8 protein-coding genes are annotated in these 15,940 nt (G+C 66.8%); 3 read left to right on the forward strand and 5 right to left on the reverse strand.

The features are described 5' to 3' along the window. Window positions 1-74: 74 nt before the first annotated feature. The 3 genes from OR37_RS22005 to manD form a co-directional block, all read right to left on the reverse strand. Entirely contained in the window at window positions 75-302 is a 228-nt protein-coding gene (locus OR37_RS22005; protein ID WP_200864146.1) for a hypothetical protein, read from the reverse strand. Window positions 303-723: 421 nt separating this feature from the next. Then, entirely contained in the window at window positions 724-2,583 is a 1,860-nt protein-coding gene (locus tag OR37_RS17130) for a hypothetical protein (RefSeq protein ID WP_004622684.1), read from the reverse strand. A gap of 123 nt (window positions 2,584-2,706) precedes the next feature. Then, complete coding sequence (manD, locus tag OR37_RS17135; protein WP_004622686.1) at window positions 2,707-3,918, reverse strand: D-mannonate dehydratase ManD; 1,212 nt, start codon at window positions 3,916-3,918, stop codon at window positions 2,707-2,709. 171 nt (window positions 3,919-4,089) lie between these two features. Here manD and OR37_RS17140 point away from each other — a divergent pair, with 171 nt between their 5' ends. After that, window positions 4,090-4,854 (forward strand): FadR/GntR family transcriptional regulator, encoded by a 765-nt coding sequence (locus OR37_RS17140; protein WP_035017646.1) that lies wholly within the window; start codon window positions 4,090-4,092, stop codon window positions 4,852-4,854. 6 nt (window positions 4,855-4,860) lie between these two features. Here OR37_RS17140 and OR37_RS17145 read toward each other — a convergent pair whose 3' ends face one another. Further along, the gene (locus OR37_RS17145) at window positions 4,861-6,138 is read right to left on the reverse strand and encodes an alginate lyase family protein (protein WP_004622689.1); all 1,278 of its coding nucleotides are present in this window, start codon (window positions 6,136-6,138) and stop codon (window positions 4,861-4,863) included. A 550-nt stretch (window positions 6,139-6,688) separates the two neighbouring features. Here OR37_RS17145 and OR37_RS17150 point away from each other — a divergent pair. Both OR37_RS17150 and OR37_RS17155 read left to right on the forward strand, forming a co-directional pair. Next, window positions 6,689-9,481, forward strand: a complete 2,793-nt coding sequence (locus OR37_RS17150; protein ID WP_004622691.1) for a TonB-dependent receptor — start codon at window positions 6,689-6,691, stop codon at window positions 9,479-9,481. A gap of 208 nt (window positions 9,482-9,689) precedes the next feature. Beyond that, entirely contained in the window at window positions 9,690-12,443 is a 2,754-nt protein-coding gene (locus OR37_RS17155; RefSeq protein WP_035017653.1) for a M14 family metallopeptidase, read from the forward strand. 150 nt (window positions 12,444-12,593) lie between these two features. Here OR37_RS17155 and OR37_RS17160 read toward each other — a convergent pair whose 3' ends face one another. After that, complete coding sequence (locus OR37_RS17160) at window positions 12,594-15,875, reverse strand: TonB-dependent receptor (protein ID WP_004622693.1); 3,282 nt, start codon at window positions 15,873-15,875, stop codon at window positions 12,594-12,596. Between the last annotated feature and the right edge of the window lie 65 nt (window positions 15,876-15,940).

Consider the following 15,940-nt stretch of genomic DNA (forward strand, 5'->3'; position numbering starts at 1 on the left):
GGGCCGGCTTCGCTTGATGTTACCGCTACCCTCGACAAGCCTCGACGTCCAGGCTTGATCGGCGCGGTCGGATTTCAGGCTTCGGCGGAAGCCTCCGACGCGCGCTCCGGACGTTCGTGGTCGACATCGCCATGGGTCGCCGCGTGGCGCTCCGCGCGGCCGACGAAGCGGTCCTTGCCGTCCTGCTCGCCGGGCTCCCAGACGAAGACTCCGACACAGTCATGCGCCTCGGCGATCTCGGCGGCCAGATCCATGGCCTCGACATCGTTCGGGGCGGCTTCGGCGATGAAGGTCAGCGACACGCCATCCGCGCGCCTAGGATAAAAGAGATAGGTAGGCATGGAGTGCGCTCCGGCTTCTGCGAGCGGGAGTGAAGGAAGCCTTCCCTCTCAGCCATCAGCGCTCAATAATCGGTGCCAATGATTTATACACATTACCACCCGATTTGAGTACGAACAATATAAAATTTGACCGCGACCAACCTCGATTAGTCGAGTATCCGACACAAGACCGAGATCTTAATAGGATTACTGTTTAATCATCATGGTTTATTGGATACATTGCAGCTGGACCATAGATCAGAAATTTTTATTTTCCCGCGCGAACTCCCAGCGCGATCCCAGGTCAGCTTGGGATCGCGCTGCGCGCCCGGCGAAGATGGCAAGCCGCCGCCCACCTCGAACGGCCTTGCAGAGGACGAAGCCCTTCGGCGACGCCCCCCCCCTATCGATAGGTGATTTCCCAGCTGATCGTGACGGGACCGGTCGTTCCGGCGGCGGCGGCGCAGCTGGTCAGGCTGGTCATCGCGCCCGTCGGTGAGCGATAGGCCGGCTCGTCGGCCAGGGCGCGCGTCGAGCACGACAGCCCCTCGACCTTGAAACCGGTCACGTCGCCGGTTCCGAAGGCGGTTGTCCCGCCGCGGGTCTCGGCCTGGCCGGAGAAGCTGGCGAAGGCCAGGTCCGTGGCCTTGATCATGACGCCTGGCTTGGGCGTGAAGACATCGGTCCGACTGATCCGGCCCGGCTCGAACCGATAGGTGGTGCTGAGCCCGACCCGGTCATCGGCGACCGGAGCCTTGCCCCCCAGGCGATCCAGCTGGTCCTGAGCATAGCTAACCGTGGTCCGCGCGCCCCGGCCCTCCACCTTGACGCCCTTGGCGTAGGCCAGCGGCGCCAGTCGCGCGCCGTCCTCCAGGGTCAGGCGCGGCAGCAGTTGCGGAAACACCCCGTCGGCGACGCCCTGCAGCATCCCGGGCGAGAAGGGGATCGGATAGTAGGGCGTGTTCATGTGCTGCCCCTCGCCGCCATTGATGATCGGCAGACCGATCACGTGGCCGCCGTCCCGCAGGGTCACGACCAGACGGTCATATCGGCCCCGCGCGAACCAGGTGACGGTCCGTTTGGGCAGCCGGTCCAGCCAGGCCTGAAAGCCCGGGTCCGGCGCCTTGTCCTTGAAGCCGAGCTCGTTCCAGATCGCGTTCGTATAGATGTACTGCCGCCCCAGGCTGAGGTTCTCGCCCAGGATCCGGTGCTTGCCGCGATAGGCGTCCGTCCGCCGGCCGTGGCCCCACATGTCGACCGAGCTGGTGGCTGGATCGAACCAGAAGTCCATGTAGCGGGCCGCGACCCGCGCGCTGAACGCATAGGCCATGGCCTTCTCTTCCGGCGTCAGCACGCCCAGCTTGGCGGCGGCGGTCAGCACCTCGAGAAACGCCGTCTCGCCATAGGTCCCGATGCTGCGACCATATTCGAAGCCCTCGCCGCGCGGGTTGAGGCGCGGCAACATCAGGTCGACCGAGCGGCGCAGCCAGGCGCGGACCTCGGGGCTGGCGGGCATCCCGGCCTCGATCAGGCGGTGGCTGATCTCGCCGATCAGCAGGACGCTGTAACGGTCGAACCGCCCGTCGCCGTCTGTCTCGTCGGCGAAGCCGTACTGGCCGGAATATTGGCGATAGTGGTCCAGCGTGCGGGCCAGCAGGGCCTCGCTGGCGCTGGCGTCCTCCCAGCCCAGCCGATAGCGCAGCCGCGCCACGCTGAACGCCACGCCGTAATAGTTGTTGGGCAGGCCGATCAGCGTCATGTCGCGCTCGCGCACGAAGCGACGCCAGTCCAGCTTGGCCTTCAGCTTGTCCAGCGTGGCGGGCGAGATCGCCTGGTCCAGCAGCCCCGCCTGCTTCAGCATGACGATGGCCTGGCAGTAGTAGTAGACGCCCCAGGTCTCATTGGGGTCGTCGACCGTCATGTCGGCGATCTGGCGATAGGCGGCCAGGTACTTGGCCGACCTGGGATCGTTCCTCGGCGTGTCGATGATCAGATAGGCCAGGCCGACGGCGATCTTGCCCGGCAGGAACTTGTCGTCGGCCTCGAAGACCTTGACCCCGTCCAGGGTCATGTCGCGCTTTTCGGCCAGCAGCTTGTCGGCCAGCACGGCCATGCGCGGCAGCAGGCGCGTCTCGATCGTCTGGTTCATCGGCGCGACGGCGCCGGCGTAGAGCGGACCGCGCGGATCCTCGGCGGCGATGGCGGGAACGGCGCCGGCGATCGCGAGGGCCGCCGTCAGGAAAAGAAGATCACGCACGCGCATCGCTCGCTCATGGCGCCCGCCTCCCAGACGGGTCGGTTATTCGGACGCCATGGCGAAGCCGGCGGCGCCGAGTTGGCATGACCAATCTCAGCGCGCACCGATAGATGTCAAGTCGATTTGGTCTTACCAGTTAAACATGGTGCCATCCTGCAGGCGGTTCACCGGCAGGTAGGCGCGCTTGTAGTCGTACTTGGCGGCCTCGGCCTCGTCGATGTCGACGCCCAGGCCCGGCTGGTCGCCCGGATGCAACATGCCGTCGTTGAACGTGTAGGCGTGCGGGAAGACCGCGTCCGTTTCCGGCGTGTGGCGCATATATTCCTGCAGGCCGAAGTTCGGGATCGCCATGCCCAGGTGCAGGGCCGCGGCCATGGTCACCGGCGAGAGGTCGGTCGCGCCGTGGCAACCGGTCTTGACGTGGTGCAGGTCGGCGAAGGCGGCGATCTTCTTCAGGTTGGTGATGCCGCCCGCGTGCAGGACCGTCGCGCGCAGATAGTCGATCAGCTGCTCCTCGATCAGCTGCTTGCAGTCCCAGACGTTCGAGAAGATCTCGCCGACGGCCAGCGGCGTCGTCGTGTGCTGGCGGATCAGACGGAAGCCGGCCTGATTCTCGGCGGGAACGGAGTCCTCCAGCCAGAACAGGCGGTAGGGCTCCAGATCCTTGCCCAGGCGCGCGGCCTCGATCGGGGTCAGACGATGGTGCACGTCGTGCAGCAGGTGGACGTCCCAGCCCAGAACCTCGCGGGCCTTGGCGAACAGCTTGGGGGTGTGGCTGAGATAGGCCGGGGTCGACCAGACGTTCTCGGACGGCAGATCGTTGTCCGCCGGCTCGTAGAACATCTTGTCCTTGGACACGCCGTAGGTGCTGGGCAGGCCCGGCACGCCGGTCTGCAGGCGGATGGCCTTATAGCCCAGGCCCTTGTACCGGACGGCCTCGGCGATGGTCTCGTCGATCGTCTCGCCGTTGGCGTGGCCATAGACGGTGACGCCCACGCGGCTGGCGCCGCCCAGCAGCTGGTACAGCGGCAGGCCGGCGACCTTGGCCTTGATGTCCCAAAGCGCCATGTCGACGGCGGCCAGGGCGCTCATGCCCACGGGGCCGCCGCGCCAGTACGAGCCGCGGTAGAAGAACTGCCAGGTGTCCTCGATCTGGTGCGCGTCGCGACCGATCAGGCACGGGATCATGTGATCCTGGAGATAGCTGACGACGGCCAGCTCGCGGCCGTTCAGCGTGGCGTCGCCGACGCCGGTGATGCCGTCCTCGGTCGTGATCTTCAGAGTCACGAAATTGCGGCCGGGGCAGGTGACGATGACCTTGGCGTCGATGATCTTCAGCATGGACCTAAGGGGTTGGACGTGGCGTTAAGTGGCCTGACCACTTCTATAGAGATATCTGGCAAGATGCTAGTGGCCTTGCCAGTTTCCGATCGCCAAGGGCTGTAGCGAAGCGAGGAGGCTTGCAATAGGTTGAGCCAAACGCCGGCGCCGCGCCGGCTGGACCAGAAACATATGACCACTTCGACGGCCGAAACCCGCAAGCTCTACCAACAGGTCGCCAACGCGATCGCCGAGTCGATTCGCGACGGCCTGCACAAGCCCGGCCAGCGCCTGCCCTCCGAGCGCGACCTCGCCGAGGACTACAAGGTCAGCCGCCCAACCGTGCGCGAGGCGATGATCGCGCTGGAAATTCGCGGGCTGGTCGAGGCGCGTCACGGGTCGGGCGTCTATGTCACCGAAACCCCGCGCGCCGAGGCCGCCGAGCCCGAGCTCGACATCGGCGCCTTCGAGCTGACCGAGGCCCGCCGCCTGATCGAGGGCGAGGTCGCCGCCTTGGCCGCCGCCACCATCACCGACGAGGAGCTGGCCGAGCTGGCCGCGATCATGGACGACATGGTCGTGGAGAACGACAGCGATCCGCGCGGCGGCGAGCGCGCCGACCGCCGCTTCCACGTTTCGATCGCCCGCGCGAGCCGCAATAGCGCCCTAGTCACCGTGGTCGAGAACCTCTGGGACCTGCGCTACAAGTCGCCTCTGTGCCGGGCGATGCTGGAACGCGCCCGCCAGGTCGGCGTGCGTCCGCTGATCGACGACCATCAGGAGATCCTGCTAGCCCTCAAGGAGCGCGATCCGACCGCCGCCCGCAACGCCATGCGCGAACATCTGGGCCGCGTGATCGACAACCTCCTGACCGCCACCGAGATCGACGCCCTGGAACGCGCCCGCAAGGAAGTGGCCGCGCGCCGGACGGAGCTGGCGCGACGGTCGGCGATCTGAACGCCCCTACTTCCGATAAGCCGGCGCCGTCAGCCGGCTGATCGCCGCCGGCTCCGTCTTGGCGATCTGGTCGGCCTTGGCGGCGAAACCCGCGTCGCCATAGGCCCAGGCCGCCGCGTCGTAGAGCGGCAGGGCCTCGCGCGTGGCCTCCTGGGGCTTGAGGTCCTTGTAGGGAAAGGCCGCCTCGTCGCCGACGAACGGGGAGAGATAGTCGAAGGCGACGCGGATCCCCTGCCCCTTCGGCCCCTTGTAACGCCAGAGGTCGACGCCGACGCAAGGGCCGAGCTCGGCCAGACCGACCAGGGGCTCCAGCGCGAAATAGCTGTAGTGCAGCGCCTTGGTGCGGGCCAGTTCCTCGGGCAGCTTGCCGTCGGGCTGGATCTGCGGGTCGATGCGTCCCGGCCCCGCGACGGCGATCACCGCCTTGGCGAGGTCAGGCTGGCGCGCGAACAGGGCGAAGGTCGCCAGCTGGGCGTCGTACCAAATGCCGTGGTTGTTCTTGGCCGCGCGCTCCTCCAGGGCGGTCGGAGCGGTCCGCATCCACTGGACGTAGTCGGCGAACCAGCGCTCCAAGCCCTTCTGATCGGCGGCCGTCAGCACCTTGGACGGCGCCAGCACGCCGATCGACTCGACGACCCGCAGCAGACGATAGGTGTCGAGCACGCCCTCTGCTCGGCCCGGCGTGCGCCCCGGCACCCCCTGCGCGTAGGTCATCGACGGATTCATCCGCGTGGCCGGGTCCAGGAACCAGACGCGCAGCAGCGCGGCGGCCTTGGTCGCGTACCGGGGATCGTCGGTGAAGTAGTAGGCCAGCGACAGGGCCTCGACCGCGGCGGACATCCGCTCCATCCGGCTCGCGTCGAAGGCGTTGGTGTCCCGTTCGGGGTTCACCTCGCCGTCCCTGCGGACATAGGGCTCGCCGTTCGGCCGGGCGGGATCGGGCCACCAATACGGCCCCATCGAGATATAGTCGTGCTTGTCGCCGCTGGGCGGGACCCGGGACTTGTCGACGACGCTATAGACAGGTCCGGCCAACGCCTGGTCGGCGCGCGCGATCAGAGCCTTGTAGGCGGGCGCCAGGGCCGGGCTGTCGCGGTCGGCCTTGGCGGCGGCGAGCCCTCGAGGCTTCCAGCGAAAGGTGCGGCGACCGCCGAAGTCGGCGGCGTAGCCGTCACTGGCGCGGCAGACCGGCGCGCCGCCGACAGGGTCGGCCAAGGCAAGGCCGGGGACGCTGGCCAGCAGACTCGCGCACAGGGCCACGCCCCCGATCACCGATCGCACCATCCCGAAGCCTCCCGAAACGCCGATTTTCGCGGTCGCGACGGAGACCATAACCGATCACGAAAGGGCGGCAAGATTGGTCAGACCAAATTGGCCAAATAAGTTTGAGCCGCTGCGATTTCCCCTTTGCCGCGACGCCCCGCCGCCCGCGAAGCCTTGCACCGCGAACTTGACCACGCGTGACCCCGCCAAATGAAAGATCGTCGTTATTGAATAAAGTTCGATATTGAGTATCGATATTCATAAAATGAAAAAATGTTCATGTTCGCACAGTGCCAAAATATGCGTTCGGTTCCGACTTTTTGCCGATAAATTTTTGTAATGTTTCGTCGAAGCGAAGTTTTTGACTTATTGTCGCCTCAATCGGCGCAAGGCGTTGCCTTAAAGCGACAGCGCCAAGACAAAGCATTTACATATTCGTCATGTGCGATTGACCGCTTCGCCTTCCGACTTCTAAGCCGCCTCAACCGCCGATTTCGACGGGAACGTCAATCTTGGATCGGGCGTGAGGACGTCGGCCACCGCCGGCGCGGGCTGCCCGGAAGGATCGAAAATGAAGTACCAGATTACCCGGGGTCGTTTGCTCGCGACCACGATGATCGCGGGCATGGCCACGCTGGCCGGCTTCGCCGCGAACGCCCAGACCACCGCCCCCGCCGCCCCCGCGGCCGCCCAGAACAACGAGGTCGAGGCCGTCGTCGTCACCGGTTCGCTGCTGCGCCGCACCGACACCGCCACCCCGTCGCCGGTCACCGTCCAGACCAGCGAACAGCTGAAGGCCCAGGGCATCACCACGGTGGCCGACGCCATCCGCAGCCTGTCGGCCGACAATTCCGGCTCGGTTCCGGCCGCCTTCGGCAACGGCTTCGCCGCCGGCTCGACCGGCGTGGCCCTGCGCGGCCTTACCGTGAACTCGACCCTGGTCATGATCGACGGCCTGCGTAACGCCAACTATCCCCTGGCCGACGACGGCCAGCGCGGCTTCGTCGACCTGAACTCGATCCCGTTCAACGCGGTCGAGCGCATCGAGACGCTGAAGGACGGCGCCTCGTCGCTGTACGGCGCCGACGCCATCGGCGGCGTGGTCAACATCATCATGAAGTCGAACTACCAGGGCATGGGCGCGGACCTGTCGGTCGGCACGTCCCAGCATGGCGGCGGCAACCAGTACCGCTTCAACGGCGAGATCGGCCACGGCGACCTCGATACCGACAAGTACAACGTCTATCTGGATGTCGAGTACCAGCGCGACCAGCGCATCCGCATCGACCAGCGCGGCTATCCGTACAACACCAACGACCTGTCGGGCATTCCCGGCGGCCAGAACAACAATCCGGGCGCCGGCGGCAGCACCTTCTATGGTCAGGTCAAGCCGGCCACCCAGGGAACGCCCGGCGACATCTCGACCGGCGTGGCCGTCCCCGGCTCGCTGTGGCAACCGCTGCGCACCTGCGGCGCCAACGCTCCGCTGACCACCTCGGCGGGCGGGACCTATTGCGCCCAGAACCTCGCCACCTTCGGCGACGTTCAGCCCCAGCAGGAGCGCGCCGGCGTCTACGGCCGCTTCACGATCAAGCCGAGCGACGACTTCCAGGCCTATCTGTCGACCAGCTTCATGCAGTCGAAGACCTCGGTGACCGGCGGCCCTCCCGGCATCTCGTCGTCGACCCCGCACAACCTGTCGACCATCGTCCTGCCGGCGGTGCTGTCGAACGGCCAGTTGAACCCGAACGACCCGTTCGCGGCCCAAGGCTATGACGCCTTGATCCGCTACGCCTTCAGCGACCTGGCGACCGGCTCGCGCTACACCAACCGCATGGCCCGCATGGTCGGCGGCGTGGAAGGCACGACCCACGACTGGAATTACAAGGCCAATCTGGTCATCGCCCACGGCTGGCTGGAAAGCACGTCCAACGGCTTCGTCAGCTACAGCAACCTGCTGAGCGCGGTGAAGAACGGGACCTACAACTTCATCGACCCGTCGCAGAACAGCCAGGCCGTGCGCACCGCCCTCGCCCCGGCCCTGACCAAGACCTCGACCACCGACCTGGACTCGATCAACTTCGTGGCCTCGCGCGACGTCTTCAACCTGCCGGGCGGCCCCGCCCAGCTGGGTGTGGGCGGCGAGTTCCGCTACGAGGCCACGAACGATCCGGCCCTGAACCCGGTCAACGACGCGCAAGGCCTCGGCAACGCCCGCACCATAGGCAACCGCACGGTCGCCTCGGCTTTCGCCGAACTGGGGATGCCGGTGCTGAACAATGTCGAGCTGAACCTGTCGGGCCGCTACGACCACTATTCGGACTTCGGCGGCAACTTCTCGCCGAAGATCGGCATCAAGTACACGCCCATCAAGACCGTGGCCCTGCGCGCCACCTTCTCGAAGGGCTTCCGCGCGCCGTCGTTCTCGGAATCGGGCAACTCGGCCAGCCAGGGCTTCACGAACTTCTCGTTCACGAACTACCCGGCCTTCGTCGCGGCCCACGGCGGCAGCGAGTACACCAAGACCTACTCGCTCTCGAACATCACCGCGGCCAATCCCGACCTGAAGCCCGAGAAGTCGACCAGCTTCACCACCGGCGTGGTGTGGGCCCCGACGCGCGGCTTCAGCGTCGCGTTGGACTACTACCACATCAAGAAGAACAACGTGATCGCCCAGGCCAGCGCGGGGACGGCCATCGCCGCCTACTACGCGGGTCAAGCCATCCCGGCCGGCTATGTGGTGACCCCGGACCTGCCGGATCCGGATCACCCGACCGCCCTGCCGCGCATCCTGTCGGTGTCGTCGCCCTACATCAACGCCGACTCGCTGCGCACCAGCGGCATGGACCTCAGCGTCCAGAACACCATGTACCTGCCGGCGGACATCAAGTGGACCAGCAATCTGGAAGCCACCGCGATGTTCGACTTCAAGTACACGCAGGACGGCGTGACCTATAACTACACCGGCAAGGAAGCGCCTTACGCCCTGTCGTCGGGCGCCGGCACGCCGAAGTACCGCGCCTCGTGGAGCAACACCCTGACCCGCGGTCCGATCAGCTTCACCGGCACGCTGAACTATGTCAGCGGCATCCGTGAGATCGACGAGAGCTACACCGGCGACCAGTCGTGCCTCTACGGCGGGGACGGCTTCAAGTGCCACACCAAGGACTTCTACGACTTCGACCTGACGGGCCGGTACGACATCAACGACAAGACCACGGTCTATGCCGATGTGCTGAACCTGTTCGACGCGGGCCCGATGTTCAACCCGGCCAACTACGCCGCGGTGAACTGGAACCCGACCTACTCGCAGGCCGGCGCCGTGGGTCGGTACTTCCGGCTGGGCGTCCGCCTGAAGTACTGAGTTTCCGAGCTATCTCGCGTACCGGCCGCGTGAGTAGGGCCGGATGAGATGGAAGGGGCCGCCCGCGAGGGCGGCCCCTTTTCTTTTGGCGACCCGAAAAAATGGGCTGAACGGTCCGTTGCTCCGGGTGCGGAAACGCTCTCCAGTTACGTCAGTCTAGGGAGGAGCGGCGCGCCGATGCGTCCGCCCAGAGCTTACGGGGTTGGAAATGACGCGTGGCGGAGCGATGGCCGGAGCGGCCTTGGGCTTGGTGCTGGCCTTCAGCGGACTCAGCGGCGCGATCGCCGCCGACATCACACCGCCCGATAAGGCCTTCGCCCAGCCGGTCGGCAGCGACTACTTCCTGGCCAACTACACGGCCTACGAAGCCTATCTGAAGACGCTGGCCGGCCAGTCGGACCGGATGAAGCTGGTCGATATCGGCAAGACCGAGGAGGGCCGCACCATGTGGGTGGCCATCGTCTCGTCGCCGGCCAATCTGGCCAAGCTGGATCGCTACAAGGAGATCGCCCGCAAGCTGGCCAAGGCCGACGGCGTCAGGGAGGACGAGGCCCGCAAGCTGGCGGCCGAGGGCAAGGCCATCGTCTGGATCGACGCGGGCCTGCACGCCAGCGAGACCATCACCTCGCAGGGCCAGATCCAGGTGCTCTATCGGATGCTGACGCAGACCGATCCCGAGACCCTGCGGATGCTGGACGACACCATCATCCTGTTCGGCCAGGACAATCCGGACGGCATGGAGATGGTCTCGGACTGGTACATGCGGAACCAGGACCCCAAGAAGCGCGAGTTCGGCTCGCTGCCGCGCCTGTACCACAAGTACATCGGCCACGATAACAACCGCGACAGCTTCATGTCGTCGATGGCCGAGACGACCAACGTCAACCGGCAGCTGTTCCGCGAATGGTACCCGCAGATCATCTACAACCAGCACCAGACCGGCCCGAACGGCATGGTCGTGTTCGTTCCGCCGTTCCGCGATCCGTTCAACTTCAACTACGACCCGCTGGTCATGACCGAGCTCCAAGAGGTCGGCATGGCCATGCACAGCCGCCTGGTGGCCGAGGACAAGCCCGGCTCGGGCGCCCGCAGCGCCGCGCCCTACTCCACCTGGCACAACGGCATGGAGCGCTCGGTCGCCTACTTCCACAATTCGATCGGCCTTCTGACCGAAATCATCGGAGGCCCCACCCCGACGACGGTCAATCTGGTGCCGGAGCTGCAGCTGCCTGGCAACGACCGCCCCGCCCCGATCGCGCCGCGCGAATGGCATTTGCAGGACTCGCTCGACTACCAGTGGACGATGAACCGGGCGGTCATCGACTACGCGTCGCGCAACAAGGAACGCCTGCTTCTAGGCATCTGGAAGATGGGCGACAACAGCATCAAGCGCGGCTCGAAGGATAGCTGGACGACCACCCCGACCCGCGTCGAGGCGCTGGCCGCCGCGGGCAAGGACAAGCCGGGCCCCTACGGCGCGGCGATCGACCCCGGCCTGTACAAGACGGTGTTGCAGACGCCGGAGAGCCGCGACCCGCGCGGCTATGTGATCCCCGCCGATCAGGCCGATATGCCTACCGTCGTCGCGTTCCTGAACGCCCTGATCAAGACCGGCGTCGACGTGGACAAGGCGACCAAGCCCTTCGCGATCGCCGGCAAGACCTATCCCGCCGGCTCGTATGTCGTGCGGACGGCCCAGGCCTATCGCCCGCACATCCTCGACATGTTCGAGCCGCAGGATCACCCGCACGACCTGGAATATCCGGGCGGCCCGCCCAAGGCGCCGTATGACGTGACCGGCTACACTCTGGCCTACCAGATGGGGATCAAGTTCGACCGGATCCTGGACGGCTTCGAGGCCCCGACGACCCGCGTGCCGGACCTGATCTCGGTCGCGCCGGGCGCGGTGAAGGGCTCGGGCGGCGCGGGCTGGCTGATCAGCCACGAGGCCAACGCTAGCTTCACCCTGACCAACCGCCTGCTGAAGGCTGGCGCCAGGGTCTATTGGGTCAAGGACGGCGCCAAGGCCGGCAAGACGGCCTTTGGTCCCGGCGCGATCTTCGTCCCCGCCTCGCCCGCCGCCAAGGCGGTGATCGACAAGGGCGTCAAGGACCTGGGCATCGACGCCTACGCCGTGGGCGGCAAACCCTCGGGCGCGACCATCGCCCTGAAGCCGATCCGAGTCGGCCTGGTCGACGTGTATGGCGGCTCGATGCCGTCCGGCTGGAACCGCTGGATGTTCGAGAAGTTCGAGGCGCCGTTCCAGGTCGTGTACCCGCAGCGCCTCGACGCGGGCGACATCGGCAAGGACTTCGACGTCCTGGTGTTCCCGGACGGCGTCGTCCCCGCCCCGGCCGACGGCCCCTACAAGGCCGGACGCGGCGGGCCGCAGCCCAAGCCCGAGGCCATTCCGGCCCAGTACCGTTCCTGGCTGGGCCGGATCAGCGACGACAAGACCCTTCCCCAGATCGCCGACTTCGTGAAGGGCGGCGGTACGGTCGTGGCCATCGGCGCTTCGACGCGCCTGGCCCAGGCCCTGGGCGCCCCAATCGACGTCGCCACGGCCAAGATGGAGAACGGCCAGCTGAAGGCCCTGTCGACTCGCGAGCTCTACATCCCAGGCTCGGTTCTGCGCGCCAAGGTCGACGTCAAGCAGCCCCTGGCCTACGGCTCGGGTCCCGACATCGACGTCTTCTTCGACCGCAGCCCGACCTTCACCATCAAGGCCGAGGCCAAGGGCGTGGCCAAGGTCTCGTGGTTCGACAGCGACAAGCCGCTGCACAGCGGCTGGGCGGTCGGGCAGGAGCGGCTGAAGGGCTCGGCCGACATGCTCGACATCGACGTGGGCAAGGGCAAGGTCTTCGTCTTCGGCCCGGAAATCACCCAGCGCGCCCAGTCGTGGGGGACGTTCAAGTTCCTGTTCAACGGCCTGCTGTACGGGCCGGCGGTGAGCGGGAAGTAGGCGGGACGAGTTCCTCCCAAAACGAAGTTCGGCGCCGGAGGGGCAGCTCCGGCGCCGATGATCGCGTCCCGAGGGCTTCTCGGGGGGAGGGATGACCCGGGAGGGGCGCGATCGCTCCGGCGTGGGCGGTGGACCGCCCAGACCGAAGATCTAGATGAACCGCTTGCTGAAGTTCACGTACCAGTAGCGGCCCGTCGCGTTGTGCAGCGAGCCGTAGTAGCCAAAGTTCGAGGCGGACAGCGGCGGGTCCTTGTCGCCGACATTGCGAACGCCCAGGCGGACCGTCGAACCGGCCAGACGGCCGTCGTCGAAGGCGTATTGACCGTAGAGGTTCACGGTCGTCCACGCGTTCAGCTTCCAATAGCGCCCATCGATCAGGGTGGAGCCAGTGTCGAACACCTCGCCCACATAATTGACGAAGGCGCCCGCCCCCCAGCCGCCCTGACGCCAGGTCAGGCTGGCGCCGCCGCGAAACTCGGGAAAGCCGCCCAGCTTGATCTGGTTGCCGGACGAGACGATCGAGACGCCCGGCAGCTTGCCAGCCGCCGCCGCCTCGATCAGCAGCCGTTCGATCGGGCTGGGGGCCTGGTCGAACTTCAGCAGCTTGGCGACATTGACGTCCAGGCTAAAGTCGCCCCAGCGTGTCCCGTCCAGGTCATAGCCAAGCGAGAAGTCGACGCCCTGGACCACGCGCGGCTGAAGGTTGGCGTAGGTGTCGTTGATATAGGCGATCGCCCCGACGGTGTTGGTCCCGACCGGCGCGTCGCGCACGACATTGGGATTGAAAGAGCCGCTCTGGCGCAGCAGCCAGTCGTAATAGATCTGGTTGCCCCCGCCCAGAATGCCGATGACGTTCTTCTCGCGGATCGACCAGAAGTCCGTCGTCAGGGTCAGCTTGCCCAGGGCGGCAGGGATGAAGCTCGGCTGGTAGACGAAACCGATGGTGGCGTTGTCGGCCTGCTCGGGCTGGAGGGTCTTGTTGCCGCTGCGCACTTCCAGCGTCGAGGCGCTGGCGCAGGTGGTCGCGGCCGGATTGTTGATCTTGCACGCCGCCCAGTCGGTGCGGGTGTTGGAGACGGTCGAGCCGTCGCTATAGAACTGCGGCAGGTTCGGCGCGCGGAAGCTCTGCGAGACCGAGCCGCGCAAGGCGAAACCCCGGCCGACCTTCCAATAGATCGCGCCCTTGGGCTTGAGCACATTGCCGAAGTCGGAATAGCGCTCGTCGCGGGCGGCGATCTGCAGGCTGACCTCCTCGACGAACGGGATGCGCATCTCCGGCGAGATCACCGGAACGGCGAGCTCGAAGAAGGCCGAGGCGACTTGGCGATGCGCGGCGACGTCCGGGGCGGCCGAGGCGCCCATCACGTCGGTGTCGTAGGTCACGCCGGTGACGGTGTTGGTGTACTTGATCGTCCCATCCAAGCGCTTGTCGCGATTGTCGTCATAGGTCTCGCGCCGCCATTCGACGCCGGCCGCCACCCCGACATCGCCGCCCGGCAGCCGGAAGAGGTCCTTCCGGGAGATCTTGAAGTCGGCCAGGGCCAGAGAGGTCTCGCTGACGCGATAGACGTTGATCAGGAACGAGTTGATCGTGTCCCGGCCGTTCGGCGTGGCGTCGCCCAGGGAATAGTTGTCGAGGCCGCCGCCGTTGAACGGGTTGTAGGCGCTGGCGTCCGTGCGGTTCAGCGCCTGCTGGAACAGGGTGTTGCTGATCGCATTGTGCGTCATGTCCTTGGTGCGGGCCGTCGAATAGAGCAGCGCCGAATCCCACTTCCAGCCGCTCCAGTCGCCCTTCAGCCCGCCCAGCAAGCGGTAGCTGTCGTCGGTGACGGTGTAGGTGCGCGGACCCGCGTCGACCGGGCGATAATTGGTGATGGTCATCGCCAGGCCGGAGGCCGGGACGCCGCTCAGATTGGCCAGCCGATTGGGACTGGTCGCCGGACCGAAGGGATTCCAATAGGCGTTGGCGGCGATGCTGATCGGCGCCGAGCTGATCGGCGCCGACTGCTCGCGGCTTCCGGAGAACAGGGCGTGGTAATAGCCCGCCTCGCCATAGGCGGTGACCGCGCCGAAGTCGTGCTCGACCGTCGAGAACAGGTTGAACCGCTCCAGCCCGCCCTTCAGCGTCCGGTCTGGGTTCTCGTCATAGCGCAGCGGGCGGTCGGCGGCGCCCGTTATCACGCCGGCCTTAAGGCATAGGTCGCCGGCCAGCGGGGCGCTGGAACAGCCGGCGGCCGTGTTGCTGGTCGGCTCGACGTGGAACACGCCCGAGGTCGTCAGGGCGCTGGCGCCTTGGCGCACCGTCGTCGAGGCCGGGATCACCGTGAACGCGCCCCAGGGGCTGGAGGTCGAGCGGTTGTCGAAGGCGGTGTCGCCCTCCCAGGGCGTGCCGACCGTCGCGGCGCGATGATCCTCGCTGGCCGCGTAGGCGCGCTCGCTGGCCATCAGGCGGCCGTGGGCGGTGTAGCCGCCGAACAGGGTCAGGCGCGTGCCGTCGGCCAATCGCGTCCCGGCCTTCACATTGACCGTCCCCTCGCGGTAGCCGGTCCCTTCCGAGCCGCCGGCCTGAGCCTCCATGCGCAGCCCCCGGAACCGGGTGTCCAGCACGACATTGACCACGCCCGCCACCGCGTCGGCGCCATAGATGGCCGCCGCCCCGTCGCGCAGCACCTCGACCCGCTTGATGCCCGCCACCGGAAAGGCGTTGGTGTTGACGGTCTGGACCGGCACCAGGTTCTCGGTCTGGCTGCCCGGCGCGAGCACGGCGCGGCGGCCGTTCAGCAGGGCCAGGGTGTTGCCGGTCCCGAGGCTGCGCAGGTTCAGCGACGCGACGTCGCCGCGCGCGTCGTTCAGATTGCCGGTGGTGCGAGCCTCCTGGAACTGCACGTCGCCGGCCTGGGGGATCGCACGAAACAGCTCGTCGCCGGACACCGCGCCGGTCGCCAGGATCTCCTTCTCGCCGATCACGGTCACCGGCAGCGCGGCGGTGCGCTTGGCGCCTTCGATCTGGGAGCCGACGACCACCAGGGTGTCGACAACCTGGGCCTCTTCTTCAATCGCGCGGGCCCCCGCGCTCGAGGGCTGGGGGAGCGGAGACGGCGCCGTTTCGGCCGGAACGGACCGCAGGGTCACGGTCTTCCCGTCGTCCGACTGAACCACCAGACCGGCCGCGCGCGCCAGGCGCGTCAGCGCCTCGCCGTCCGACAAGGTTCCGGCCACCGCCGGGGTGCGCTTGCCCGACGCCGCCTCGAAGGGGAACAGGACTTGCCGGCCCGACTGCCGGGCGAAGGTCTGCAACGCCGCCACCGCGTCGCCCGCCGGGATGTTAAAGCTGTGACGCGCGTCCTCGGCCAGGGCCGGCCCCGCCAGCACCGCCGCCGCCACGGACGTCATCAGGAAGCCGCGAACCCTGCGGCCGCGCCGGTCGGACATGCCTCTTAGCCACCCCCTGTTGGTCCCAGCCCTCGCGCGCGCGGGAAGGACTCTTCGATAGACCG

Source organism: Caulobacter vibrioides OR37 (assembly GCF_000372645.1).
GTDB lineage: Bacteria > Pseudomonadota > Alphaproteobacteria > Caulobacterales > Caulobacteraceae > Caulobacter > Caulobacter vibrioides_E.